The sequence below is a fragment of the Exiguobacterium sp. A1_3_1 genome, assembly GCF_048985645.1.
Classification (GTDB): Bacteria; Bacillota; Bacilli; order Exiguobacteriales; family Exiguobacteriaceae; genus Exiguobacterium_A; species Exiguobacterium_A indicum.
The window spans coordinates 1-26,205 of record NZ_WBYY01000023.1 but is presented as its reverse complement, the minus strand read 5'-3'; the positions used below and the strand labels follow the sequence as shown (position 1 = coordinate 26,205).

General features: G+C 49.2%; 27 protein-coding genes and 1 pseudogene. 14 read left to right on the top strand and 14 right to left on the bottom strand.

Features of this window, described 5'->3' with window-relative positions; genetic code table 11:
- The coding region (locus tag F8N00_RS04240) for a VOC family protein (RefSeq protein WP_421017836.1) at positions 1-734 on the top strand (734 nt) is incomplete at its 5' end.
- A gap of 48 nt (positions 735-782) precedes the next feature.
- On the opposite strand, the gene F8N00_RS04235 is transcribed toward F8N00_RS04240, so the two are convergent.
- The gene (locus tag F8N00_RS04235) at positions 783-1,568 is read right to left on the bottom strand and encodes an NUDIX domain-containing protein (RefSeq protein ID WP_023466838.1); all 786 of its coding nucleotides are present in this window, start codon (positions 1,566-1,568) and stop codon (positions 783-785) included.
- 272 nt (positions 1,569-1,840) lie between these two features.
- Between F8N00_RS04235 and F8N00_RS04230 the strand changes: the two genes are divergently transcribed.
- The 3 genes from F8N00_RS04230 to F8N00_RS04220 all read left to right on the top strand — a co-directional run bounded on the left by F8N00_RS04230 (position 1,841) and on the right by F8N00_RS04220 (position 4,544).
- On the top strand, positions 1,841-2,422 hold the full coding sequence (locus tag F8N00_RS04230) for a DedA family protein (protein ID WP_053452466.1): 582 nt from the start codon (positions 1,841-1,843) through the stop codon (positions 2,420-2,422).
- Positions 2,423-2,698: 276 nt separating this feature from the next.
- Positions 2,699-4,066: a PepSY-associated TM helix domain-containing protein gene (locus F8N00_RS04225; protein WP_421017835.1), complete on the top strand. Its 1,368-nt coding sequence runs from the start codon at positions 2,699-2,701 to the stop codon at positions 4,064-4,066.
- Positions 4,059-4,544, top strand: a complete 486-nt coding sequence (locus tag F8N00_RS04220; protein WP_421017834.1) for a FixH family protein — start codon at positions 4,059-4,061, stop codon at positions 4,542-4,544. The genes F8N00_RS04225 and F8N00_RS04220 overlap by 8 nt, the downstream gene beginning before the upstream one ends.
- Positions 4,545-4,610: 66 nt before the next feature.
- Here F8N00_RS04220 and F8N00_RS04215 read toward each other — a convergent pair whose 3' ends face one another.
- Positions 4,611-5,630, bottom strand: coding sequence for a hypothetical protein (locus tag F8N00_RS04215; protein ID WP_421017833.1), 1,020 nt, complete (start codon positions 5,628-5,630; stop codon positions 4,611-4,613).
- Positions 5,631-5,875: 245 nt separating this feature from the next.
- Between F8N00_RS04215 and F8N00_RS04210 the strand changes: the two genes are divergently transcribed.
- The 3 genes from F8N00_RS04210 to F8N00_RS04200 all read left to right on the top strand — a co-directional run bounded on the left by F8N00_RS04210 (position 5,876) and on the right by F8N00_RS04200 (position 8,823).
- A complete protein-coding gene (locus F8N00_RS04210) occupies positions 5,876-7,246 on the top strand; it encodes a copper amine oxidase (protein WP_421017832.1) in 1,371 nt (456 codons plus the stop codon).
- A 63-nt stretch (positions 7,247-7,309) separates the two neighbouring features.
- The gene (locus F8N00_RS04205) at positions 7,310-7,837 is read left to right on the top strand and encodes a copper resistance CopC family protein (protein ID WP_023466847.1); all 528 of its coding nucleotides are present in this window, start codon (positions 7,310-7,312) and stop codon (positions 7,835-7,837) included.
- Complete coding sequence (locus F8N00_RS04200; RefSeq protein ID WP_421017831.1) at positions 7,834-8,823, top strand: copper resistance D family protein; 990 nt, start codon at positions 7,834-7,836, stop codon at positions 8,821-8,823. The genes F8N00_RS04205 and F8N00_RS04200 overlap by 4 nt, the downstream gene beginning before the upstream one ends.
- A 50-nt stretch (positions 8,824-8,873) precedes the next feature.
- Here F8N00_RS04200 and F8N00_RS04195 read toward each other — a convergent pair whose 3' ends face one another.
- The 4 genes from F8N00_RS04195 to F8N00_RS04180 all read right to left on the bottom strand — a co-directional run bounded on the left by F8N00_RS04195 (position 8,874) and on the right by F8N00_RS04180 (position 13,391).
- Entirely contained in the window at positions 8,874-10,667 is a 1,794-nt protein-coding gene (locus tag F8N00_RS04195) for an acyltransferase family protein (RefSeq protein ID WP_053452470.1), read from the bottom strand.
- A gap of 135 nt (positions 10,668-10,802) precedes the next feature.
- Positions 10,803-12,152, bottom strand: a complete 1,350-nt coding sequence (locus F8N00_RS04190; protein WP_174315933.1) for a sensor histidine kinase — start codon at positions 12,150-12,152, stop codon at positions 10,803-10,805.
- Complete coding sequence (locus tag F8N00_RS04185) at positions 12,149-12,838, bottom strand: response regulator transcription factor (protein ID WP_421017830.1); 690 nt, start codon at positions 12,836-12,838, stop codon at positions 12,149-12,151. The genes F8N00_RS04190 and F8N00_RS04185 overlap by 4 nt, the downstream gene beginning before the upstream one ends.
- Positions 12,816-13,391 carry a class I SAM-dependent methyltransferase gene (locus tag F8N00_RS04180; RefSeq protein WP_023466855.1) on the bottom strand — a complete coding sequence of 192 codons (576 nt, stop codon included), beginning with the start codon at positions 13,389-13,391 and terminating at the stop codon, positions 12,816-12,818. Before F8N00_RS04180 ends, F8N00_RS04185 begins: the two co-directional genes overlap by 23 nt.
- 162 nt (positions 13,392-13,553) lie before the next feature.
- Here F8N00_RS04180 and F8N00_RS04175 point away from each other — a divergent pair, with 162 nt between their 5' ends.
- From F8N00_RS04175 to F8N00_RS04165, 3 genes are read left to right on the top strand one after another with little or no spacing between them, the layout of a single operon-like run.
- Entirely contained in the window at positions 13,554-14,597 is a 1,044-nt protein-coding gene (locus F8N00_RS04175; protein ID WP_421017829.1) for a bifunctional transcriptional activator/DNA repair enzyme AdaA, read from the top strand.
- Positions 14,594-15,640, top strand: a complete 1,047-nt coding sequence (locus tag F8N00_RS04170; protein WP_421017828.1) for a DNA alkylation repair protein — start codon at positions 14,594-14,596, stop codon at positions 15,638-15,640. Before F8N00_RS04175 ends, F8N00_RS04170 begins: the two co-directional genes overlap by 4 nt.
- Entirely contained in the window at positions 15,641-15,982 is a 342-nt protein-coding gene (locus F8N00_RS04165) for a GNAT family N-acetyltransferase (RefSeq protein WP_421017827.1), read from the top strand.
- Between the two features lie 38 nt (positions 15,983-16,020).
- Here F8N00_RS04165 and F8N00_RS04160 read toward each other — a convergent pair whose 3' ends face one another.
- Positions 16,021-16,599, bottom strand: a complete 579-nt coding sequence (locus F8N00_RS04160; protein WP_023466862.1) for an AAA family ATPase — start codon at positions 16,597-16,599, stop codon at positions 16,021-16,023.
- Between the two features lie 132 nt (positions 16,600-16,731).
- Here F8N00_RS04160 and F8N00_RS04155 point away from each other — a divergent pair, with 132 nt between their 5' ends.
- Positions 16,732-17,259 carry an NUMOD4 domain-containing protein gene (locus F8N00_RS04155; RefSeq protein ID WP_421017826.1) on the top strand — a complete coding sequence of 176 codons (528 nt, stop codon included), beginning with the start codon at positions 16,732-16,734 and terminating at the stop codon, positions 17,257-17,259.
- Between the two features lie 48 nt (positions 17,260-17,307).
- On the opposite strand, the gene F8N00_RS04150 is transcribed toward F8N00_RS04155, so the two are convergent.
- Positions 17,308-18,957: a methyl-accepting chemotaxis protein gene (locus tag F8N00_RS04150; protein ID WP_421017825.1), complete on the bottom strand. Its 1,650-nt coding sequence runs from the start codon at positions 18,955-18,957 to the stop codon at positions 17,308-17,310.
- A gap of 89 nt (positions 18,958-19,046) precedes the next feature.
- Positions 19,047-19,223, bottom strand: a complete 177-nt coding sequence (locus tag F8N00_RS04145) for a hypothetical protein (RefSeq protein ID WP_167341066.1) — start codon at positions 19,221-19,223, stop codon at positions 19,047-19,049.
- 145 nt (positions 19,224-19,368) lie between these two features.
- Between F8N00_RS04145 and F8N00_RS04140 the strand changes: the two genes are divergently transcribed.
- Positions 19,369-20,460, top strand: a complete 1,092-nt coding sequence (locus tag F8N00_RS04140) for a GGDEF domain-containing protein (RefSeq protein ID WP_421017824.1) — start codon at positions 19,369-19,371, stop codon at positions 20,458-20,460.
- A gap of 47 nt (positions 20,461-20,507) precedes the next feature.
- On the opposite strand, the gene F8N00_RS04135 is transcribed toward F8N00_RS04140, so the two are convergent.
- The 5 genes from F8N00_RS04135 to F8N00_RS04115 form a co-directional block, all read right to left on the bottom strand.
- Complete coding sequence (locus F8N00_RS04135) at positions 20,508-20,915, bottom strand: NUDIX hydrolase (RefSeq protein WP_075642738.1); 408 nt, start codon at positions 20,913-20,915, stop codon at positions 20,508-20,510.
- A complete protein-coding gene (locus F8N00_RS04130) occupies positions 20,912-21,562 on the bottom strand; it encodes a Type 1 glutamine amidotransferase-like domain-containing protein (protein ID WP_421017823.1) in 651 nt (216 codons plus the stop codon). Before F8N00_RS04130 ends, F8N00_RS04135 begins: the two co-directional genes overlap by 4 nt.
- 21 nt (positions 21,563-21,583) lie before the next feature.
- Complete coding sequence (locus tag F8N00_RS04125; protein ID WP_421017822.1) at positions 21,584-23,662, bottom strand: methyl-accepting chemotaxis protein; 2,079 nt, start codon at positions 23,660-23,662, stop codon at positions 21,584-21,586.
- A 73-nt stretch (positions 23,663-23,735) separates the two neighbouring features.
- Complete coding sequence (locus F8N00_RS04120; protein ID WP_421017821.1) at positions 23,736-24,767, bottom strand: ABC transporter permease; 1,032 nt, start codon at positions 24,765-24,767, stop codon at positions 23,736-23,738.
- Entirely contained in the window at positions 24,760-25,440 is a 681-nt protein-coding gene (locus tag F8N00_RS04115; RefSeq protein ID WP_421017820.1) for an ABC transporter ATP-binding protein, read from the bottom strand. Before F8N00_RS04115 ends, F8N00_RS04120 begins: the two co-directional genes overlap by 8 nt.
- 149 nt (positions 25,441-25,589) lie before the next feature.
- Between F8N00_RS04115 and F8N00_RS04110 the strand changes: the two genes are divergently transcribed.
- The gene (locus F8N00_RS04110) at positions 25,590-25,970 is read left to right on the top strand and encodes a hypothetical protein (RefSeq protein ID WP_421017819.1); all 381 of its coding nucleotides are present in this window, start codon (positions 25,590-25,592) and stop codon (positions 25,968-25,970) included.
- A pseudogene (locus tag F8N00_RS04105) lies at positions 25,967-26,205 on the top strand (hypothetical protein); the annotation flags it as partial. The gene F8N00_RS04110 and the pseudogene F8N00_RS04105, both read left to right, overlap by 4 nt.

The window sequence follows — 26,205 nt, the reverse complement described above, 5'->3', positions numbered from 1 at the left end:
ATAAGAGACAGGTGCTCGGCGCACAAGATACACCACTCGTTGAGCTTGAAGTCCATCCGAATGCACGCCGTTTTCCATCGAACTCGGTCGCCGGATTATATCATTTTGCGATTTTGCTACCGAACCGAAAAGAACTTGGTTTCGTCATCCGGAATCTGATTGCACAAGGGATCGAGATTGGTCAAGGCGACCATCTCGTCAGTGAAGCCTTTTACCTATCGGATCCAGATGGGAACGGGATCGAGATTTATGCCGATCGTCCACGTGAGACGTGGACGTATGAAGCCAATGGAGACGTCAAGATGACGACGGATCCCGTCGATTGGCAAAGTATGCTCGTCGAAGCGGGAGAAGAAGACTGGTATGGCATGCCGAGCGATACGGTCATGGGGCATGTGCATTTCCACGTCAAGACACTCGAAGCAGCGCGGACATTTTATGTCGAGACGCTCGGCTTTGAAGTTGCCGCTGACGCTTCGCGAATGCGTGCATTGTTCGTTGCTGCCGGTGGCTATCACCATCACATCGGTCTGAACGTCTGGTCTGGTGTCAACGCACCGACGAATCCGGAAGATGCGGTCGGACTCGTCTACTGGACGCTGCGTTATCCGGATCAAGCGACGCTTCAAGCAGCGATCGAGGCGCTGAAGTCTTCCGCTTATACCGTTACGGATCAAGCAGGCGATGTCTATGTCACCGATGATGCCGGAATTACCGCTCGATTGACAACGTAACCGAAAAAAATCCCCTTACAGTGAAAACACTGTAAGGGGATTTTTGGTTTACCGTGAAGACGACGTTGCGTTACCGTCGTACCGACTGATCAGTTCATACGGTCTGACTTTATATAAGGCATGCGGGAAGTAATGGGGATCCATTGCATCAAGCGTCCGCAACTGGAAGTGTTCCCGTTTGATATACTCACTCAGCGAGTCACGTGTCAGTGGGAAGAAGCCGACATCCGTCGTTTCGCCTTCTTGTGTCGCGAGTTCACCACCAACGGCTTTCCCACGGAAACAAACGCACAGGACGTGACTTGAGACATTTTGATAGATACCGGTGATGCCATCGATTGTGACATCAACACCGGTTTCTTCTTTGACTTCCCGTTTAATGGCGTCAAGAATCGACTCGTGATTTTCGACTTGTCCACCCGGCATCTCATACGTATCACCCCGGTGGAGGTTGCGGACGAGCAGGACTTCACCGGCATCGTTCGTGATGTACGCGGTCACGCTGACGATCGCGCGAGGGGGAGCATACGTACCGGTCGCTGTCATGAAATCTTCATAGGATTTGATATAGAGGTTTTTGCCGAGACGCGCGCGCTTCTTCATCGCTTCGCGACGTAAAGCACTGTTGCGGACATCACGATCGACTTGTTCGTAATGTTCACGGTCGCGATATTCCCAAATGGCGATGACTTCATCTTCTGCCTCGGTCACCCAGCGACCAACAAGACGGGCACCATGGCTGACTTGGAGCGGGTACAAATAGGTATGGAAAAACTCAGTGAATTCTTCTAGGCGTTCGGGACGAATCGTATAGGTCTTCCGGCGATGTAACATGGAAATTCCTCCTATCAGATGAGCGTTCAGATGTACGTTGTACCCCTTCTCGAACGGACGGATGAAACCCTTTTTCTCGATGTGGGAAAAGGAGTTTTTATTGAACGATTGCGTATACATGTCCTACGGTCTACGTGACTTTAAATCATCGATGATGATCTCTTTTGATCGGAAAAGTATAACTAAAGAAGAACTTAAGAAATGGATAGGGCTCAACTTCAGAAAAATCGGGGATACTGAAAGTAGAGAGAAACAGAAAGAAGGGATACGTGATGGATATCATGGCACTCGTCCGCCTGGCTGGCGGAATCATGTTCACCCCATTGTCGGACGATGTCTTGATGATGAGTTTTGCAGCACTTCGATTACGAGAGGGGATGTACCCGGTCGTCATCTGGTTGACCGCATGGCCGGTCTTCTTCATCGCCTTTACGTGGTTTTATCTACTTGCTCGGTTCTTCCGTGAGATTCCGCTCGTCAAACGGTGGATGAAGTCACGTTTCTTAGAACGAGCAGAAACGATCATCGAACGACGCGGGTTATGGGCGATCGGACTATCGTTCTTCTTACCCGGCGTCAGACATCCGATTCATTATGTCGCCGGACTCCTCGGTTATCCGTTACCTCGTTATTTAGTAATGACATTCTTAGCAGCAGGCGTTTATACAGGACTCTGGACTTTTTTGATCGTCCGGATCGGAGAAGCTGTGACGTGGTCGGAGCTGTGGAACTGGCTTCAGGTGAATCCCGGAATCATCAGTGCGATCGTAGTCATCTTAATCGGTCTAGTAGTAACAGGTATCGTATATCATCGGCGTCAAAAGGAATCAGTCGAGGAAAGTTCTTCAATATAAAAACATCACACGAGCAAGCGAATCCAGATTAGGATTCGCTTTTTTAGATGAAGTTTGGTTTTATGAATAAGGATAGTTTTTTGAAATAAGAAGTAATCTACAAGAAAAGTGAAATCATTGTCAAAAAAAGACGTTTTTCACTTCTTAAAAGCTACGTGATTTACACACTGTATTGGCAATTTATCGTCACAAGCAAGTGGCTGAAATTGGATTGTAAACGCTTATACTAGAAGGTGTTCACAGAGTGGACATATTTATTGCCAGAGGAGGATACATATGAATCTCATGCAGACGGAAGAGACGGTCAAAAAAGCACCGACTTCTTCTGCTCACCGGACGATTTGGCGGTGGCATTTTTATGCTGGTATCATTTTTGCACCATTCCTCGTCATGCTTGCTGTGACAGGATCCATTTATCTTTTTAAGCCACAAATCGAAAACGTCCTGTATCAATCGTATTATGAAGTTACACCACAAGCAGATCGCATCACTGCGACGGAACAGATTGATCGCGTCAAAGCGAAGTATCCCGATGCACTTGTCACGTCGTACCGACCGGGTGAATCCGACGATCGATCCAGTGAAGTGAAGGTTTCGTCACCAGACATGTCGGCGACGGTCTTCGTCAATCCGTATTCCGGTAAGATCATCGGAACGTTATCAGACGATGACCGGATCATGAATAAAATCGAAGAGATCCATGGGGAGCTGATGGCGGGAACAACCGGTGACCGGATCGTTGAACTCGTTGCCTGTTGGGCAATCGTCTTGATCGTGACGGGACTGTTTCTATGGTTCCCGCGTAAGCAAAAGGGACTGTCAGGTGTCTTGTTCCCGCGTCTTCGTCAAGGCAAGAAGTTATTCCGTCGTGATCTCCACGCTGTTCCAGCATTCTGGATCACAGCAGGGATGCTGTTCCTGATCTTGACTGGCTTACCGTGGTCCGGTTTCTGGGGAACGAACTTCCAGTCACTCGTCACCAACCAAGGTCTTGGTTATCCACCGTCCATCTGGGGTGGGGAAGCACCGAAGTCAACTCTTCAAACGAAGGATATCGCAGAAGTCCCGTGGGCTGCCGAAACACTTGATGTTCCGCGATCGAAAGTCGAAGGAGCCGTCCCAGCTTCGATTGATGACATCGTTGCGATCGGCAAACAACAAGGGATGGACCCAAGCTTTAAGATCAGCATCCCGAGTGATCCGAGTGGAATCTATACGCTGTCCGCGTTTCCAGCGAAGGCACAGGATGAAGCGACGATTCATCTCGATCAATATTCCGGTGCCGTGCTCGCCGATTACCGCTATGACAACTATGGCGTCGTCGGTAAAATCGTCGCGACCGGAATCACGCTTCACAAAGGAACAGAGTTCGGCTGGTTCAACCAGTTAATCAGTCTGCTGATTTGTCTTGGCATCATTCTTGTTGCAGTCAGCGGTTTCTATCTGTGGTTGAAGCGGAAACCAAGCAAGGGGATGGGGGCGCCGAAAGGACCGAAAGCATTCATGTTGAAAGGATTCCTTGCCGTGCTCGTCGTACTCGGTATTTTGTTCCCGCTTGTTGGACTCTCATTACTCATTGTCGGGCTACTCGATTTCCTCATCATCCGTCGTATTCCAAGTGTGAGGAGGTTCTTCAATGCGTAAATCGATACAAACATTCATGCTCGGCGGACTGCTCGTCACGACGACGAGTCTTGCTGGCTGTGCGGTCGATTCCGATGCAGCAGAACAGTATGCCGTAGCTAAGCCGTTATCGATCAAAATGAATATCCCAAAGGACTTACAACCGGATGCGAAGAAAAAGCAGACGTTTGAAGCAACAGTCTGGCGTGAAGCTAAACCGGTTCAAAAAGTCGATTATGTACATTTCGAAATCTGGAAAGCGGATGGAACAGTACGCTATAGTATGGAACCGGCAGAAGAGACAAAGCCAGGTGTCTATACGATTGCGAAGGTACTACCGAAATCCGGCTTGTATTATGTCAAAGCGCATGCAAGCAGTGAAAGTGCGATGATCATGCCAACACGGCAGTTCATCGTCGGTGAGTTATCGAAAGAAGATTTAAAAATCTTACAAGGTGGAGCAAAACCAGCTGGCGGAAGTAGCGGTCACCATCATTGAAGAATAATGAAATAAAAAATGAGAGGGCGGAATACTATTCCGTCCTCTCATTTTTCGTATAGACGATTAATCGTCATCACCATGATCTCCGTGATCATCCCCGTCATCGTCTCCATGATCGTCTGAATCATCATCTTGATCATCATCTTCTGAGTCATCCGAAGAATCATCGTCATCCGAGTGCTCATCTTCTGATTCGAGTTCCTGTCCATTATAGAACTTGATCTGGACGTGTAACGTTTTGATGTTTGGTAATTGAAGCGCCTGTGCGACTAACGTTAATAATTCTTCTTCCGTCATCGATGGTGTGACGAGAAGACGATCTTTTAACGTCGCAACGTCAGTAATACCGATCTCGTCTTTAAAGCGCAATTCTTTCCGTTGATGTTCATTACTGTAACGCCACTCGAACTTTTTCTTATTCGTATCCGTCACTTTGATCATGATCCGTTTGAGTTCTTGATTATTTTGAACGCCGTCTTGATCCGTATCTTCCTGATCATCTCGTGTTCCATCCTGATCGCTATCTGCTTTTGTTGGATCAGAACCGAGTTCAAATTCGTCTTCGTTGATAAGCGTATCCCGGTCCCGGTCTTCTTCATTGTCTTTGATGCCATCACGGTCTGAATCCTTTTTCAATGGTTGCGTACCGACGATGAACTCTTCTCGTGTCGTCAATCGATCCTGATCTTGGTCTTCTTTATCATCAGAAATACCATCTTGATCAGAATCCTTCTTCAACGGATTTAGATGCGCTGTGTATTCTTGTTGATTCGTGAGTGAGTCGCGGTCCGAATCCTCTTTCCCATCCTTGATCCCGTCACGATCCGAATCCGATTTAGTTGGGTTGAGACGAAGTTGATACTCTTGTACATTCATCAAACCGTCGCGATCGTGATCTTTTGTTGCGACTTGTTTTCCATATCCCAAATGATATTGTTTTTGCCAAGCATCTGGAATCCCATTTTTGTCTCGATCGACTTGCACGACAGGTTTCTTCTTCGCTTTACTTTTTGCTTCGACAGGTCCAACTGCTTGCGAGACGACGAGCGAAGCAAGTGCTGCGCCAATGACAATCCGTTTCATAAGTCCACTCCTGTTCTATAAAAGATAAAAGATGAGGTTATAAGAAGATTCTAATGAAATGATTAGAAAATAAGTTGGCTATTTCGCGAAATGAGTAAATAAAAACTAAAAAATAATGAAAGTGCTGCATAAGTTTATTTCGTCAGAAAAAATATTTTAAATAAAAAATGTAAAAAGATAAAACCATTCGTGAACTCCTTACGTTATCTATGTGAAGTCCAAAAAATCAAAGGGGTGTTCATAAGATGAAGATGAAAAAGTCGTATCTCGCTGTTCCGCTTAGTGCCGCATTGTTGATTCCAGCAGCAGGTGTCAGTGCTCACGGTCATGAGGACCATAGTAAGATGTCTCACAGTTCAGGAAAAGTCTCCCTCGATGTCTCATCTCCAGCATCGGATTTACGAGCGACACTCGATCAAATTCTATCTGAACACGCGTATCTCGCAGTCGTTGCGATGCAAAAAGGAATTGATGGTAAAGAAGATTTTGAGCAGGCAGCCGGTGCCTTGAATCAAAACACGGATGATTTATCGGCAGCTGTTGGTTCCGTCTACGGGGAAGAAGCAGGCGTTGCCTTCAAAGAAATCTGGGCGAGCCATATCGGTTACTTCGTCGATTACGTCAAAGCAACTGGTGCCAAGGACGAAGACGCGAAACAAAAAGCATTGAAAGAGCTTGATGAGTATCGTGTCGAACAGGCTGCGTTCCTCGATAAAGCAACGGAAGGACGTCTGAAGGCAGCGGATCTCGAAGCAGGACTAAAAGTCCATATCACGCAACTGTTAACATCGTTTGATAGCTACGTTGCTGGTGATTATGATGCTGCCTACAGTAATCTACGTAAAGCAATCGAGCATATGTATATGGTGGGAGAAGGGTTATCTGGTGCGATCGTCGATCAGTACCCAGATAAATTCAAAAATACGAAAGTTGATACACCAGCAGCTGATCTTCGTGCCGGACTGAACCGAAACTTCTCTGAACACGCGGCGCTTGCAGTGCTCGCGATGCAAAAAGGAATTGACGGAGCAAAAGACTTTGACGCTGCGGCCGGTGCCTTGAATCAAAATACAGATGACCTGACAGCTTCGATTGGCTCTGTTTATGGTAGTGAAGCAGCGCAACAATTCAAGAAGATTTGGTCGAGCCACATCGGCTACTTCGTTGACTATGTCAAAGCAACAGGTGCGAAAGATGATCAAGCACGCGACATGGCTGTGAAGGAACTTGATGAGTACCGTGTTGAACAGGCAGCATTCCTCGATGCAGCAACAGAAGGACGTTTGAAAGCGAAAGATTTGGAAGAAGGGTTGAAGGTTCACATTGACCAACTCTTGCTTGCTTTCAATAGCTATAATGAAAAAGATTACGACAAAACGTACCCAGCGATTCGTGAAGCTTACGCGCATATGTACGGTGTAGGGGAAGGGACTGCGACAGCAATCGTCGATCAGTTCCCAGATAAATTCAAAGGTGCACCATCTGGAATGCCGAACACTGGTCTCGGTGGTATGCAAGAAAAAGCATCGACGACAGGTATCGTCTGGTCACTGCTTGGTATCGCAGCAGCATCGATCCTTGGATTCTTCGCACTCCGTCGTCGCCCGCAACAATAAAGGACGACCCGCTGGTGACAGCGGGTTTTCTTGTACACATCAAGCAGAAAGGAGGTAAACGACATGCGCATCATCCGATTTGCCCTTCTGTTCCTCATTTGTCTGTTGCCCATATCGGTCGAAGCACACACGAGTTTAAAAAGCTCGAATCCGGCAGATGGATCGGCATTATCTGAACCCGTCGATCGGATCCGCTTGACGTTCAGTGAGGCTGTTGAAAAAACGAGCACCTTACGTGTAGTAGACGCGAATGGAGTTGAACAAGCCCTTGCGAAACCACTTATCATCGGAAATGAACTGAGTGCTGTCGTCTCAGAGCCTTTAACGGAAGGAAAATACACGATCAAGTGGGCGTCGATTTCAGATGATGGTCATCCCGTGAAAGGAACGATCCGTTTTACGGTACTGGGTGCGGCAAAAGCTGAAACAAGCACTGTAGAAAAGGCTGAGCCGATGGAAAAAAAAGCAGCAGTCGTTCCTGAAGCAGAGCCTGTTTCAAAAGGACTCGTTCCGACACTGCTCCCATGGATCGTCGGGGGACTGTTAATCAGTATCGTCATCCTTCTCGTGTTACGTCGTCGTTCGACATGAGTGCGTTTCTAGGAGAACTACTCGTCTATATGGGTGGAGCGCTTTGGATGGGCTATTTGGTATTATGCTTCATCCCAACGAAACGAAAACCGCTATTAATGGACGGTACGTCGTGGGCGGTAGCGGGACTCGGGATGCTCGTTCTTGGAACGAGCATCCCGGTCTTTGGTGCCGTTCGTTTTCTACTTTCGACGCAAACGATGACAGAGGCTCTTCGAACAGGATTACTGGAGTTGCATATCGGTCGGATGTTTCTTGTCGTTTACTTCTCTGCTTTACTCCTATTGATCGTATTCGCATGGCAAAAGCGACGATCCATCCTGCTCGCACTCTTGACGATCCCGTTATGGATTGGCATCGCAGGAACGAGTCACGCGGCGGCCAAATACGGTGCGCTCGGGTGGACGCTTCAGTTTAGTCACTTCTTATGTGTGACAGCTTGGATCGGTGTCGTGTTTTGGGTAGCCATCGGTGCTCGCTCGACCGTTCATTGGTCTGCCTTTTTAAGTTGGTTCAGTCCGTTTGCCCGGATCGCCTTTACGGGTGTCATCCTGTCAGGGCTGTTACTGATGCAACTGGCGATTCCGCTTGAACGTTATCCGAATCTCTGGGGCGTGCCATACGGTCAAGCGTTGTTGCTGAAGCACCTTTTATTGTTACCGCTTTTGTTCTATGCTTTCTGTAATGGCACGCTTGTTCGGCGTCGGTTGCGTTTTGACTCAGCGTACGATCCGCGTCCGTTACTCCGGATGGAGAGTATCATTTTAGTATTGCTGTTCATGGCGAGTGCTTCACTCAGCCGTCTCGAACAACCGACGCTAGGGCAACTACCGACCGGTGATCCAGTGGGGAATGGATGGGTTTTGATGATGGGGATTGCAACCTTACCACTGCTTTTACTAGGATATCGTCGGCATGCAGTGGGTATCTTGCTGAGTTTATTCAGCGTCAGTTTGATTTATCTTGGGTTGCTAGCGACAGGATGAGTATAAAAAACAAGGTAGCGGATCGTTCCGCTACCTTGTTTGACGTGGTCTTATTTCGTTGAAACAGCGCAATTCGTTGCTTTCGCAAGAATCTTCGAATAGGCACGTGCGCCCTTGATATTCAAATGGACACCATCTGCTTCGAAGTAAGATGGATGTTTGACGGCAACAGCATGCCAGTCGATCAGTTCGACTCGCTTCCGTTTCGATGCCTCGCGTAACATCTGATTGACCTCTGCTTCCCACGGACGCGGGACGCGTGCAGTGACCAGATAGACGTGATCGGCATTTGCGAATTGATCGAGCAAACTGTTCAACTGATCCTTTCGGAAGCTACCGTTCGTTCCGAGGTGGAGAATGACTTGGCGTCCATGTCGATTATACGCGGCATACTGCTCACTCAGCGGAATCGCTTCTCGCAGCTGACGACCGAGTTTCGCATCAATCGTCAATTGCTTGAGCGTACTGCCGAGATAATCTTCGACACCGAGTAAGACCGAGTCCCCGATCGCAAGCGTCGGTCGACAGATTTTTCGCTGATCGGGCTTTGCTTTTGGTGTCGTCGGTTTCAGGATCGGCTTCGGTTTTTCTTTTGGCGCCGCTATCTTCTCGAAAGCAGGTTCTGGCTTCGGCGTATCGGAGACAGCAAGAATCGATAAGTTACCGATGAAGCTGACGATGAGAATCGTCAACACGGCAACACTCGTCCACTGCATCGTTGAAAACTGACGTAACTGTCGCGGATGTAACGACAGACGTTCTAAATAACCGGATAGTCCGTGCTGACGAATCGGACGTTCGATAAAGCGATACGATGCTTCAGTTAAGGCGACAAGCACGACGACGATCAACACGGTCCGAAGTAATGAGAACGTGCCGATTTGCTCGACTGGCGTTATCAGTGTGATGACGGGAAAATGCCACAGATATAGACCGTACGATCGTTTACCGATCGCAACAAGTGCTGGATGCGCAAACCATTGACTCCAAATCGACGCCGGATGAGCAATTGTAGCAATCAATAGTGCAGCAAGGACGGCGACAAGGAAAAAGCCACCCCGGTATAAGAAGCTTCCGAACTCACTTGTGACAATCATCAATATAAGCAAGAGTGGCAAAGTAACGGCACCTATTTGATTCAGTAACCGGACACCACGTTTTGGGATATCGAGCTTAAAGCGGGTTGGTTGCCACGCGAAAGCGAGTAGACTCCCAATCAATAGGGCGAATAACCGAGTATCCGTGCCATAGTAGACACGACTTGGATCTTCACCAGGTGTGAACTGAATCGCCATCGCAAGCACGGATGCACCGATCGCAACGCCCATCAATTGCAGGAACAAGCGACGATTTTTCATTCCGAACCAAAGTAAGATCGGGAATAGCAGGTAGAACTGCTCCTCGATTGCGAGTGACCAAAGGTTTTGAATCGGTGATGGCTTACCGAACGACTCGAAATAGGAGACGTCATGGAAGATATACCACCAGTTCGTCCCGTAAATGAGCGCAAAGGCACTATCTTGGCGAACCGTATGCAACAGTTCGCGTTCAAAGATGGTTACGTACCCGAGAACGAGTAACAGCATGACGAATAGGGCCGGGAACAGGCGACGGAAGCGATGAATCCAAAATCGTTTCAAGTCGAGGCGTCCGGTCGTCTGCCACTCGCGTAACAAGAGACCGGTAATCAGATAACCGGATAGGACGAAAAAGAGATCAACACCGAGGAAACCACCGGAGAAGAATGAAACCGACAGATGGTAGAGAATGACAGATAGAACAGCGAAGGCACGTAAGCCATCAAGCCCTGGCATATATGTAATCGAACGAGACGAGGATTTCATAAGACACGAACAACTCCTTTAAAACGACAACTAATTTCTAACAGTCTTTAGTGTATCGAATTCCAATTTCAAAGAAGTGTCTAAGAAGTAACAACCTGACCAAAAAAGCACCCGATGCGCACATCGGATGCAGGCTTATGAAACATGTGGAAAACGACAGGTCACGATGAAGCGGTTGTCTTGTGAAGTCAATGCGACACTACCCGCATGACGTGCCATGATTTGCTGAACGATTGACAGACCGATGCCGGAGCCACCAGACGAGCGAGAAGCATCCGACGTCCCGAATGGCGTCAGCCACGTGTTTAGTTCCTCTAGCGTATAGGTCGTTTCAATCGCATTTGAGCAGATCAGCTGGATGCCTTCTGCTTCATCTTTGATCGAAATCCGAAGGTCACCAGTTCCGTGAAGCGTCGCATTGCGAATCAAATTCTCAAGCAAGCGCCGTAAGAGCATCGGATCGGCGAACAATGTCACGTGAGGTGGACCATCGATGACGCCATCGATGCCGGGAAACAGCTCCAGGACTTGTTCCGTTAAGGTCACGAGATCGAGTGAGATCCGTTCGACTGGATAATCGGTGTTCGATAATTTAGCGAGCGTGAACAGTTCATCGATCCGGGCAGCGAGCGTTTCCGACTGGCGGATGACGATCGCTAGAAGTTCCGCGCGTTCTGTCGCGGATAACGTCTCATGTTTTTCCGTCAGCCACTGGATGAAACCTTGGATTGAGGTCAAGGGTGTCCGTAAGTCATGCGAAAGACTAGTGATCAAGCGCAACTGTTCTACGAACCGCTCCTGATCACGCATCCGTAACGTTCGGAGTTCCTGTTCGATTCGTTCGATCGATTGGGCGAACAGTTTAAACTCCTTCGGTCCTCTGACCGGTGGGAGTGATTCAGTTGGTGGCGGTTCGACCGTCAACCGTTCGAGTCGTCGTTCGAGTTCCCGGAACAATCCGGCAATCCAACGCGTCAAGAGTAGTAAAAAGAGGATGAACAAGACGACTTGTAAGACGAAGAAGGCGTTCGAATTCCCGATTTGATATTCATTGAGTCTCGGTTTATCTGTCTGTACCGTCAGGAAAAAACCGGACGCCCCATTTGGTAGGGAAATCGCTTCGATGTGGTGCAATGTCCGGATCGTTCCTATGTCGGACGGCTCTCGCTCCGTCGGTGTTTGAGCAGCGAGTAACCGGCTGGGCGTCAAGTCTTCCGGAAACTTGTCAGATGCATCGAGGCGACGACTATCGGCACTGTAAACGGCCCACTCGTAAGGACCGTTCGGTGATTGCCCGTTTTCGTAACGGGCGATATCACGTTTTACGTCTTGGACGACTTCTTGCTCTGTCGTGTAATAGTACCGAGGAACCGTCTTCGTACCGAGCGGCAACTGACTCGCAAGCAACCAGGCGAGTGCCGTACTTAAAACCGCGGCGAGTAAGAGTAAGACGAGCATCCAAACAGTTAGTTTGATCCGTCTCATGGCTCAACCTTATAACCAACGCCCCAGACCGTCTGGAGGTGGCGCGGTTCTTTCGGGACATCCTCAATCTTGTCGCGGAGCTTATGGATCAGGACCATGACAGCGTTCGACGCGGAACCAAGTGCTTCCTCCTGCCAAACCCGTTCATACAGGTCTTCAGCCGAGAAGACACGGCGCGGATGATTCAAGAATAGCGCCAGGCAATCAAATTCACGGCGGGTCAGGGCGAGTGGTACATCATACTTAAAGATGACGCGTTCGTCTTCTTTGAGTGTGAACGGACCGACCTGAATCGCTGAAGCAGTAGTCGGGACATGATACTGACTGACGCGGCGTAACAGCGCCTTGACGCGGGCGACGACTTCAAGCGGATTGAACGGTTTACCGATGTAATCGTCCGCCCCGAAGGTCAAACCTTGAATTTTATCCATGTCTTCGCGTTTCGCTGTCAGCATCAAGACGGGTAACGTGTGACCGGCAGCGCGCGCAGCTTGAACGGTCGAGAAGCCATCGCGAACGGGCATCATCACGTCGAGTAACATCGCATCAACTGGACGCGTTGCAAGAGTCGCTAACGCTTCCTCACCATTTTCGGCTTCGATGATCTCGTACCCTTCATTGGTTAAATACAGTCGAAGCAATTGACGGATGTCTGCTTCATCGTCAACGATCAAGAGCGTGGGCATGTGTAGATTCCTCCTGTTGTACCCCCTCGAAAACATAAGCCGGGGGCAGATTGTAGAGCGTGTGCGAATAACTGTGTTCTTGGAAATAGTCCCGGAACATCTTGAACTGGAACCGGGTGTATTGAAAGGCGATGAAGTGACCGCCTGGTCGTAGTAACGTTTGGAATTGTGCTAATAAGTCATGCCGCAACGCTGCCGGGAACGACGCGAACGGGAGACCACTGACGATGACGTCGATCTGTCCGCTCCATGAATCGGATAATCCTTGAACGTCACCAATGAAGAGAGTGACATTCGTTTCTTGAGCTAGCAACTGCTCGAGTGCCGGGCGGAACGTTTCGCTCCGTTCACAAATCAAGAGATGTGTCTCCGGTGAACGAGCGGCCAGTAAAGCTTTGGTGATCGCTCCGTCACCCGCTCCGACTTCAAGAATTTGGCGTGGACGATCGGCGACGGCGCGTCGTGCCATCATTTCAGCCAGACGTGGACTGCTCGGTGCGACGGCTCCGACACGGAGTGGTGCGTGAAGTGCTTCTTTTAAGAAATCAAACATGAAAACCCTACTTTCCGTTGAGTATATCATGTAGTATGGACATCGTCCCTTTCGAAAACAGGACGATGTTTCTTAAGTGAATCTTAAACATATCAATGCCTGATTTTCGGCGACATGATGACCGGACAAGCCGGTATACTAAGGACAAAGGAGGGGAAGGCGATGGAACATCACACGTATTATGAAGCGCTCGTTCGCCGGGACGCGACGTACGAAGGAACGTTTTTCGTCGGCGTCAAGACGACCGGCATCTTTTGCCGTCCGACGTGTCCGGCACGAAAACCGAAAGCAGAGAACTGTGAGTTTTTTGAGACGGCGCAAGAGGCATTACTTGCCTCTTATCGACCGTGCCGTCGTTGTCATCCGCTTGCTTATCCCGGCGATCATGGTACGATTCAACGCTTGATCGAAGCGGTCGAGGCAGAACCAGACAAACGATTCAAGGAAGCCGATTTTCGAGCACTTGGTCTCGATGAATCAACGGCACGCCGCCAGTTCAAGAAACGCTTCGGAATGACGTTCGTCGCGTATGCTCGGGCACGACGGATGGGGCTTGCGATGAAGGAGATCCGGACCGGTAAGCCGATCATCGAAGGACAGTTGGCTGGAGGTTATGAATCGAGTAGTGGTTTTCGTGAGGCGTCAGCACGGATTCTCGGGCAGGCACCGTCGCGCTTTGACGGGCAGGTCTTACGCGCGAAATGGCTTGATACACCACTCGGTTCGATGCTGGCGATTGCCGACGATCAACTCTTACATCTGCTCGAGTTCGTCGACCGACGTGGACTGGAGCGGGAAATCGAACAATTACGTCAAAAAGCGCGCGCTGTCATCGTTCCCGGGGAATCACCGGTCTTTGGACAGATCGAAGCGGAGCTCCGTCGTTACTTCAAAGGAGAGCCGGTATCGTTTCAGACGCCACTGATGCGGTACGGGACACCATTTCAACGCCGCGTCTGGGAAGAACTCGAGCGGATTCCGAGTGGGGAGACGATCTCGTACCAAGAGCTGGCGATCCGGATCGGTCAACCGACTGCTGTTCGTGCCGTCGCACGAGCGAATGGAGCGAACCAACTGGCAATCGTCATTCCGTGCCATCGGGTCATTCGGACGAATGGAGATTTAGGTGGATACGCGGGTGGACTCGCACGCAAGGAAATATTGCTCAAACTGGAGCGCACACAGAGAGGACTGGATGAAGGATGAGTTTGATTAAAGATGTATTTTCACCGAGTTGGCTCGACCGCTTAGGAGCAGCGGTCGATGTACCGGATTTTCGAAGACGAGTCGAGCAGGGAGACTGGGAAGAACTCGCGTTTAAACAACGTGTCCGTCGTGTGGCGGAGACGCTGGAGACGATCTTGCCACCGTTTCCGGACTCGGTGTCGGAGCTAGAGCGACTCGCACCGCAGTTTACTGGGCTACCGGGAATTGTTTTTCCAGAGTATGTCGAACGAACGGCAGACCTTTCTGACTGGACGCTTGCGATAGAGATACTTGCCAAGTTGACGCAACATTCGACGTCGGAGTTCGCCGTTCGTCGCTTTTTACTTGCTGATCAGGAACGTTTCCTCGAGCAGGCACTTAAATGGACAACATCAGACGATGAACACGTCCGGCGCTTAGCGTCTGAAGGAACACGCCCGCGTCTGCCGTGGGGACAAGCGATTCCGCGTTTGATTGCTGATCCGCGTCCGGCGTTACCGATTCTTGACGCCTTACTACAGGATCCGTCACTTTACGTCCGAAAAAGTGTCGCCAATCACTTGAACGATATTTCAAAGACACATCCGGAATACCTGATCGAGCGAATCGAACGTCACTTAGGAACAGATCCGAATACAGACTGGATTTTACGTCACGCTTCCCGGACGTTACTGAAGCGCGGAAATCCAGAAGTATTACAGTTGTTCGGACACGTCACGCAAGGTGAGGTCGAGGTGACGGACTTGGTCGTCTCACCAGTGACGATTGGTCAAGAGTTACAGTTTTCGTTTCAAGTAAACAGTTCCGTCGAGCAACGTCTGCGTCTTGAATACGCGATCGATTACGTCAAACAACGTGGAACGAGTCGGAAGGTGTTTCAACTGCGGGAGCGGGAAGTTAAAGGTGTCTTACAAGTTGAACGACGCCAATCGTTTCGGAACATGACGACGCGTGTCCATTATCCTGGTACACATACATTAACGATTTTAATTAACGGAGAGGCTTACGCGACAGCAACGTTTGAGGTCGAGGAGGAGAGCTGAATGAAAGGACGACATCCGGATTTTACGACGTCACGATTGTTTGTCGAAGCAACGGATGAAGAATCGGGTTGCAAGTGGACGTTGCATGCGTTGCGTGAGAAAACAATCGTCGGAACGATTACCTTCACATGGAATGCATCGACCGGAAACTTACGTTATACGACGACTGATGAGGATGATCAGCACGGATACATTACAGAAGCGTTGACGTCGATTCTATCATATCTCGCGCGGACGTTATTACTGACGCGTGTCTACGGCGAAGCGGGCAGTGCGGCGGTCTGGCGTCGGAACGGATTTCAGTTGCAGGCGAATCGATATGAACGCAAACTCTATCATTAAAGCCCCGCCTGCTTGAGCAGGACGGGGCTCGTTTGTGCTTAGACCGTTGTTTTGGACCAGTTGAAATGGTTGCAAATCGCTTCAGCGCTTTCGCGTGCACTTAATTGTTCCGTATCAAGGAAGAGATAGTTGACGTCCGGTAGTTCGCCCGGCAGCGAACGTGTCCGGTATCCGTCCGCCGTCTCACGTAAGTCTTGTTCAGAAGCAGCGAGGTCACGCTTCGTTACTTTGTGTGTCAATCGGTTTTCGGTCGTGTTGCGGTGAAGACGGGTTGCGACCGGCGCATCCAGTTCAACGATATAGACGTCAGCACCCGCTTGTTCGAATAATTCGACTGTCTCTTCAATGAACTCGAGACCACCGCCTTCGACACCGAATAGACAGAGGAATGTAAACAGCACACCTTCGAGCGAACTGTTCGCCATTTCCTTGAACATCTCGCGCCGGATCGTATCCTTTAGGCGATGGTGTGCAGGTTCAGAGAAATCAAAATAAGGCAATAACAGATCGATTGTCTGATGGTTATGGAAGACTTTCATCTCCGTCAATCGTTCGATTTCCTGACCGATCGTCATCTTTCCGACCGCTTGGGGACCAAGTAACAAGACAAATTTCATAGATGAACCTCATTTCCTTTTTCTGCTAAGAATAGCACATTCCGACGAGTGACATCACTAGAACGTTTGTTCGTAATTTGATATAATTCAAGTATGAAGTCCCGTCGTGTCCTTGTCTGAAGGAGGACAATCATGCAAGAACAATGGAAAGCCGTCATCGGCTATGTAGGTATATATGAAGTCTCATCGTTTGGTCGCGTAAGATCGCTCGACCGAACGATCGTAACGTGTCGCGGTGTCCAGCAACGCCGAAAAGGTGTCTTGCTCCGTCCACGGCTCAATCGGGAAGGGTACCGGAAAGTCACGCTTTATCAACGTGGTCGAGGAGAACGCGTGCAGGTCGGTGTACTTGTTGCACAAGCTTTTCTGACGACAGATGTTACAGAGGCGCAACTCGTCCGGCGCAATGGTAAACGGGCTGACGATCAGTTGTCGAACTTAGACGTCTTGCCTTCAATCGATCAGCAGTATACTGAACTGCTTGGTGAATTTGATCTCTTGTTAGGCCAACATGTGACGCTGTCATCGTTTCAGATTCGAACGATTCGCACGCAGTATGAGAAAGGGAAAACGATTCGTCAATTGGCAGAGCAGTATCAGGTGACGGAAAACCGGATCCGCAACATTATCGATAAAAAGGAAGCACGTTATATCGGCTGAAAATAGAGGAAAGGAGCGCTTACCAGAGATGGGAGGCGCTCCTTTGATTTAAGACGGCGATTCACTCGAGCGAACGGTCTGTTGCAACGAACTGATCCGTGACTCGAGTACCGCACTATGTGTCTTCAGTTCCGTCTGTTGAGTGACGTGGTGTTGCATCTGTTCCCCAAGCACCTGGCTGTAAGAAGAGAGCTCCGACATCAACTGCTGAACGGACTGCAGATGTTCCTGCATGTTCGACTGAACATCTGCGACGATTTGACGTTGGTGTTCCACGGTACCCAGTGTCGTTTCGATCGTCGTCGCTTCGGTCAACATTTGTTGCAAGTGTGCCGTTGCCGTCTCGAGCTGTTGCGATGTTGAGAGAAAACGTTCGGTCATCTGCACGATGGCTTGTTCGACTTGATCGAGTCCCGCCGTCCATGTCTGATTGACTTGACGGATATGATCTGTACTCGTTCGGATATCGATTGCGAGTTTTTCGACTTCCTTGGCAACGACGATAAAGCCACGACCGGCTTCTCCAGCACGGGTTGCCTCAATCAGCGCGTTCAGCGACAAGCGGCGCGTCTCTTCAGCAACGCGCTGAATGTGCGAGATTGAGGTCTCCATCTGTTGCTGTAGGTGTGAGGTCTGTTGCAAAATCTGCTCTGTCGTCGCGGATTGTTCCTTCAGTAACTGGCTTTCCTCTTGTAAGGTCTCAAGTGTCGTGTGATTCGTCTGAACAGTCTGTTGAAAACGGGTTACGGCATGTTGGCTGTTGAGAAGTGTCGTTTGCATCTCACTTAACGCATCGTGCCCTTGAGCGGTCAAACGTGTCGAGGCGACGATTGTCTGATCCATTTGCGACGATTGCGCAAGTAAAGAACCGGCGACTTCATCGACGGCTTGGACTGATTGATCCATCGCGGATAAGCGCGAAGAAAAGTGGGGTTGGACGGATTCGAGTTCCTGACTCGCTTGTTGCATCTCAGCCGTTAAATCTCCGATTTGTTGCATTAATTGATTGTATTGAAACGTGAGTTGTTGTAATTCAAAGGTCGTCGTTTTGAGTGTTAATGGACGATACGATCGCTTCGCATGCGCTTCTTCAATCTGTAAGGCGAGTTTCGATAGTGGGGCGAGTTGTTTTCTAATTCGTGAGCGAATCAAGAAACTGATGCTAACAAGCGTAATCACACTGACCCAGACGAGTGTCCAAGCTAAATCGCGAGCAGGGGCGATTAATTTATCGCGATCAGTCGTCAGCAAAATGACGTCATCGAGTTCCGGAATCGTCATTGCGACAAGAAACTGGTCTTGATTCGAAAAAGCATATGTACGGGCTGTTTCTAAGTGCTGTTGTAGTTGTTTTCGTTTTGCCGGTTCGAGTGTTAGCGGTCGGAACGCCTCACTCGTTTTCAGGCTTTGAAAGCGAATCGAATAGTCGTCACGTGATAAGTCGGTTCGCTGTTGCTGTTGCAATCGTTTGATGGCACGCGAGCGGTCTGTCGCGTCATCCGGATACGCAAGAAACGTTGCCCGGACATTCGCGTCGAACATGGTTAACTCCCGCATCAGCCGTTCCTCAGTTGCTGCGACGGATTGTTGATACGATGCGTAAACGCTGAGACCGCTGATCACGATCAGCCCGATGGCAACGATCGGAATCAACCATCCATTTAGTTGTTGTGCTAATAATCGTTTTTTCATAAGCATAAAAAACATCTCCTCCCGTGTACCTATCGGAAGGAGATAAAGCAACATGTATGAAGGTGTTGTACGGCTTGTGTAAAGGTCTTGTGAATCTAATTCACGTAAACCGGAAGGACAGTCGCAAGATGTGTCATAAGTGCTTGTGTCTCTTCTTTTGGTTCAGATGTGACATAAATGATCAACGCAGCAGCAACGATGACGAAGATAGCGATAACGAGAATAATGAAGAATGGCATCTTACTTTTTCGTTTTTCAGCTTGACGGTCCATGAAAGATTCCCCCTTAATGATGTAGACGATAGACATATTTGTTTGATTCCCTCTCCTCTTGTTTGAAAACCTTGGAAAAAGAGGGGAATGTGTAATTTGGAGGGAATAGAGTAAACATCTGAAATGGAATGAGGAGGATGTCGTCGTGCTTACGTTGCTTAATTCATTGTTGTTGAACTTCTCACTGTTGATTGCGACATTGCTGTTTGCGTTTTTACCGCTAAGACGGATCGAGCGCATCTCGCCTAACTCTTCCTTACAAGTCCGACTCGCGATCGGTTGTATCGCCGGTGTGATTGGTGCCCTGTTGATCTTTAACAGTATTTCCTATGACGTTGCAAAGATTGATTTGCGTCTCGTTGCGCTCGTCACGGCGTACTTTTACGGCGGATTAGTCAGCGGTAGCATCACGATGCTGTTCATCATCGGTGCCCGATTTGCGGTGACACCAGCTGGCGAATACCAAGGACTGATTCTGACGACCTTGATCTGTGTCGCGTTACTCGTGACAGCGACGATTTATCGACGGTTCGCTGCTCAGCGGATGAAGGATTATCTCGTGTTGCTTGGAACAGGTATCGCATACAGCTTACCGGCGCTCTATTTATTAACGAACACGTTCGAGCGGTTTTTAGAGATTGCGCTCGTCTATATCATTGTCATCATGATTGGTGGTTACGTCACCTATCGTTTCTTACAAGAACTAAGGAAGCACTTTTTGTTCGTACATACGCAACAGGAACTGGCTTTAACGGATGAGCTGACGCAACTGGGAAACCGCCGGAAGCTAGATGAAACGTTAGCCGAGTACGCTCAGAACGGAACAGTCTTCTCCGTCCTCATTCTCGATCTCGATCATTTTAAATCAATCAATGATACATACGGACACGAAGGGGGTGACGTCGTTTTACGACAACTCAGCCATCTCTTGCAATCGTATTGTCCAGAACAGGGCGTCGTCGGTCGGTACGGTGGTGAAGAGTTTGTCTTACTGTTGCCGGACGTACCACTTCGACAAGCGGAACGACTGGGGGAACGGATTCGATCTGCCTGCGCCGATCAACACTTCGTTTATAAAGAGCACCCCGTTTTTCATGTCACGTTATCGCTAGGTGCCGCTTCATCCGATCAAGCATCGACTGTATTTGAGACCGTCCAGAAAGCCGACTTAGCATTATATGAAGCCAAACAAACTGGCCGAAATCGTGTTGTCTGTTATCGAGATCCTTTACTGTAAATACAAACTGCCCCGCTCGACCGATTGGTCAGGCGGGGCAGCTGTGTTTAGCGATGCAATAACGAAAATACATCATGGCGTTCAAAATCAGCCAAAATGTTCGGGGCAATTAACTGACGAATTGTTGTTTCGTCCGCCCAGAGATAAGCGTCGTGTTCCACTGATAATTGAACGTCTGTCTGATTCGTCGAACAGATGTACATCAAGAGAATGATTTGCCGATCGGGATGCGTCAGGAAGCTCGAGGCATAGAGGAGACGCTCTGGGGTAACCGTCAACTGTGTCTCTTCTTTTATCTCGCGAACGAGACTATCGACTGGCAATTCACCGAAGTCGATCTTGCCACCCGGACATTCCCACGTGCCGCCACCGAAGTCAGCAGCAGCCCGGCGGACGATCAGGAGACGTTGCTCGTGAATGATGATGCCTTTGACGGCAGGAACGATCGCTGTCATCTGACGGGACTCCGCGACAATACGACGGGATCGGTTCCTTCTGTTTCGAGGAGCTGCTGATCGCATAAATAGATCCCGCTTTCGTCAGCAAGTCCGAAAGCACGGTCTGCGCTTTCTTCCGTAAACGATTGCACGAGATGGGTAGCTTCGCCCCACGTCTCGTAATGGACACAGACGACCGCGTCGTTCAGTAAGGCAAGACCAGGCAAGCTAAGACGTCGATTGTCGCGTTGGTCGATCTCCGGAATGATACACCGTTCGGGCGAAACGAGGGCACCAGCTGAAAAACCGACGACCGGAACACCATCTGCGAAACGCGACTGAATGATGTCACCGATCGGTGTACCGACCAAGTATTGCTGATACAATTCGGTCTCGCCACCGGAGATGATGATGCCTTGACACTGTTTCAGTTGCGCGAGTTGTCCGTCTGTTGGTGCGTCAGATAGTGGCAGATGGACGAAAGACGAAATGCCATCTTCCTGTAACGGCTTCGTATAGATCGAGGCGTAACGCGTCCAGTCCTTACCGATCCGCGGAATGTATAGAATCGCGACCGGTCCACCGTTCGTTAATGTAGCAAATCGTGTTCGTAAGTTCGGTGTAAAAGGAGGACCGCCTCCAAAGAGGAATAAGTGAGTCGGCATGAGGCATGTCTCCTTTCAAGTTTAATCCAGTGTATAGCGGTTGATCGTCTCGTGCAACTCACGGGAGAGCGTATAAATCTCTTCCGTCAGCGTATGGACGACATCCATTCGTTCGCTGAAAGCGAGTGATTGCTCGGATGCATGTTGGTTGTCTTGAGCGCTGGCGATGATTCCGGCACGCAGCTGTTCGGCTTGTGCGACGAGGTGGGAAGCGGTCGATAAGACATCCCGGTTCGTTTCCGAAAGGGCGGCCATATCAACAGTGACACCTTTTGACTGGGTGACGATCGAATCAAACGATTGCGTCGCTTCCGTGACGCGAACGACACCGTCTTGAACGGCAACGGTTCCGCGTGCCATGGCGTCTTCGAGTTGTTTCGTCTCCAGTTGGATCGAATCGATTGTTTCCTGGACACGAACCATCGACTGTTTCGATTGGTTGGCAAGATTCTGAATCTCGCGTGCGACGACAACGAATCCTTTGCCTTGTTCCCCGGCACGTGCGGCTTCGATCGAAGCGTTTAATGAGAGAAGATTTGTTTCGTTAGCGATCGATTCGATGATGCTGATGATCTCTAAGATATTCTCGGAAGCGATTTGGACGCGACGTGATTTATCGGAAGCCTCATCAATCGCATTTTGAATCGATTGCATCTGTTCCGTAACGGCATGGAGATCCGAACGTCCGGTCGTTGCAAGATTTTCTGAACGACTAGCGCTATCGACGACGAGAGCCGATGTCTGCGCAGTTTGCTCGATTGTTGCCGTCAAGGATTGTAAGGACGCTGTATGCCCATCAAATGCGCCAGACTGTTGCTGGGCGGTTGCGGCAATTCCAGTCATTGCTGTTGCCATCTCTTTTGTTCCGTGTCCGGTCTCTTCGGCTTCAACGACGAGCTCAGCGAGAGAGTCATCAATCGTCCGTGACATTGCATCGACTCGCTGTACCAAATTGATTAAAGAGAGGCGCATTGTCTCGAATAAACGGGAGAGCTGTCCAATCTCATCACGTGACGTCGCAACGACCGGTTGTGATAAATCGTGTTCGGCAATCGCGCCCGCACTATGCAGTAACGCGCGAATTGGTCGGACGAGCGTGCGTGTGAAGAGGATCGCAGCAAGTGCTACCAAAGCAATTAACGCCACTAACGCAATCAATAGCTTTTGGACGAAATCAGATAAAGAAGCAAACACTTCTTCCGTATGGACTTCGGTGATCAGTCCCCAGTTGAGACCAGCGATTTTTAGTGGTGTGAAGGACGTCACGACTTCATGACCATCGGTGTCCGTTGTTTCTGTCGTTTTCGTCTGACCGGCAATGACTTGTTTGACCGGCGTCGACTGGATACGTTTTTCACCGACTTCGGTCTGTTTTGTCGCTCGGAAATCAGAGCGTAAGCGTTGATCGGCACCAACAAGATACGATTCACCGGTTTTGCCGAGTCCAGCCGTTGTTTTCATGATCTGATTGATTCGATCACCGGCGAGCTGAAGCGCAAGAACTCCACGTGGTTTGTTCGTCTTTGGGTCGACATAGGGAATCGCAAAGAAAGCAGCAGGAGCTTTTGACGGTTCGTAGTACGCATAATCAGCAATGACGCCTGTTTGTTTCGTTAAGGCGTCCTGATACGCTTTTCCGAGCCCTGACGATTTGAGATCACCGGTGACGACATTCTGACCGAGATCCGGTTCTTTGAACGCCGTATAGACGACATTTCCGTCCGGATCAATGAAGAAGACATCATAGAAGCCGAACTGCTCGATGTATTGATTGAAGTAGGTATCGAATTTTTTGGCTTCTTGTTGGTAGGCGTCGTTCGCCAGTCCACCGTCCGCAAACTGTTTCGTTAAGGGAGCGAAAGCTTGCTGGACTTGTTCGTTCTCTGCTAATGCTTCGAGGTTCAAAAATTTCTCATCGATATGTTGTGTGACAGTCGCTTTTTTAGCATCACGAATCGCCTCAAGTTTCGCGTAAGCTTCGTCCGTTAAGGCATTCTTCGTTTCAATATACAAAAACGAGCCGATCAAGACGATCGGTACGATTGCAAGACCGAGGAAAGCAAGTAACATTTTCGGATACAGACCCCACTTCATACGCATCCACTCCGTTCGTTTTAGATTACCTTTAGTGTACGAAAGGAACACGAGAAGAGATATTGGATTTCCATATCTTTTAAATGACTTTATTTTCCGTAGAAGCTGTAATACGAGAGTCAACGAGCCGATAGAAGCGCTGCTTTCTAAACCACAGGGCGTGTTGTTTTACTTCTTGATACAGGACGAACAGAACGAAGGCGATGACAAGACCACGTCCAATCCATGGTAAGACGAGAAGGCCATAGTTCATCGCAGCAAACAGCTGGAGTAAGAAACGACGTTTACTCGGATCTCGCAGATACGTGATCAGCGGGAGTTGCTGATGCGTCTGCTTGAATAATCGCGGATGAAGGAACGGACGCTTTCGATGCGACGGTTTTGGTAAAGCACCGTTCAGTTCAAGGACAGTCGCCGATAAACTCGACTGTCGTTTCGTTGACAACAGGATATCCTCCGTCAATCCGTCCTCACGCAGTGACCAGTGCCGGACATGAAGGGATCCGAACAGCAACACACACAGTGCGACGACGAAGAGGACAGGGTGCGGTTGCAGCCAAAGCAGGAGTAACAGGCTGATGCGTCCGGTTGCTAGGACGAGGTGACCGCTCCATTTTCGCAAGAACCGTTGCCCGGATAAGCGATACGTCCAGAAGCTAAAGAACGGTTGAAGTAAAGCGAGCGTGAGACTAGTCAGCAGTACTGTGATGTTGGACTGATCAAACCGAAGGAGATGTAACGGAAAGCAGAATAGTTGTAAGCCGGCAGTTAATAGAAAAATCCGCACGAAGTGATACCGAACGGAATACCACTTCATTCGAACGATCGCTCCAGGAACCGATTTGAAGAAGAGGCGATCTGCTGGTTCGAACCAGGCGTAAAAGGCGGGCAGGAATCCATACAGAATCCATCCGAGTAAAATCCAAGCGACCGGAACCGTTTGAACCCAGTCCGCTTGACCGTTTAAGATCTGAACCGTCTCATAGATGATGAACAGACCGACTGGAATGACGAGATAGAGCAAAATCGTCCAATCGAAAATTTCTCGAAAGAAGCGACGCTGTTCCGCATGCCGTCGACGGATCCGTTGCTTCAAAAAGGTTTCAATCATGCTCGAGCACCATCGCTTCCATGATGTCGAACAAGCGAGCGCCGGGTTGACTGGAGGCTTCACCGATTTGAGCGAGTGTTCCTTGATGTTTGATGCGCCCCTGATCAATCCAGACGAAGTCATCACACAGACGTTCCGCGGAATCGAGGACATGAGTGACGAGCAGAATCGCCACACCACGCGTTCGTTCTGTTTCGAGTAAGTGCAACAAGCGAATCGTCGCGACCGCGTCAAGACCAACGAACGGTTCATCGATGATCAGGCAGTCCGCGCGTTGCATCAAGGCACAGACGAGCATCACCTTCTGTTTCATTCCTTTAGAGAAAGAAGAGACATAGTCATTTGTGACAGCATGCAGTTCAAACGTCTTTAAGAGTCGTTCTGTATAGGCATGATCCGTCTCGTGGAGCGAGGCGACCAGCTCAAGGTGCTCGGCGAGCGTCAAATATTCGTAATAGGTCGGCTGTTCCGGAATATAGGCGAGTGAGATGGGTAAATCGATCTCTCCTTCGACCCACGGTAGCGTTCCAAACATCGCTTGAATCGTCGTACTTTTTCCCGCACCGTTCGTACCAATCAAACCGGTGATGGTTCCAGGCTGTAAGGTAAACTCAATCTCTTGTAAGACAGGCTGACCGACGTCATAACCTGCTTGCTGAATGGATACATGCATAGTAAACATCTCCTTTTACTCCATCTACTGATAGAAGAAAAAAAATGTTTCACAGCAACAGAAATCAGCAGAACCATAGTAAAAAATGTAACAGGTTAAAAATAACAAATGGGCTATAATGGAAATATCAATTTTAGAGGATGATCACGATGCAAACAGTCGAACGAATTTATTACCGGGAGTCCGGCATGGGAAAAGGACAAACGTTTTGGTGGAACCGTGCAAGTCAAACGGTTCGAGCAGAAGATGAAGAAAATCGATTGACAGCACCTGGAGAACGCATACTGACACAAGACGATCTAGCGTTCATGGATACGTGGATGAGTAAGTATGATCTAGTAGCGTGGGGGACGTATCCTGAGTCAGTACATGAGATGCTAGACGGGACGGATTGGACGCTTGAAGTAACAACGAATAACCAAACCGTCTGTATCAGCAAGTCAAATGTCTATCCACCTGGATGGAGAAACATCCGTGACGCGTTGTATCGTTTTTTCACATCACAAGCGAGTCAGGAGGGGCAGCGATGAAACGAACATGGTTGTATGTGATTCCCTTTGCTTGGTTTGGACCCTATTTTGATTGGAAAGAAGGTTCACTTCTAGGCTATGCCTTATTTTTGTTTGGACTCGGTGCTCTATCGTATTCACTTGCGCGGAGTGGGAAACCGAAATATATCGTCATCGGCAATCTAGTTTCGTTTGCGATTTCATACGGGATCGCGCTCAGCGTAGGGAGAGGATATGGCGAAGGGTACTTCAATCC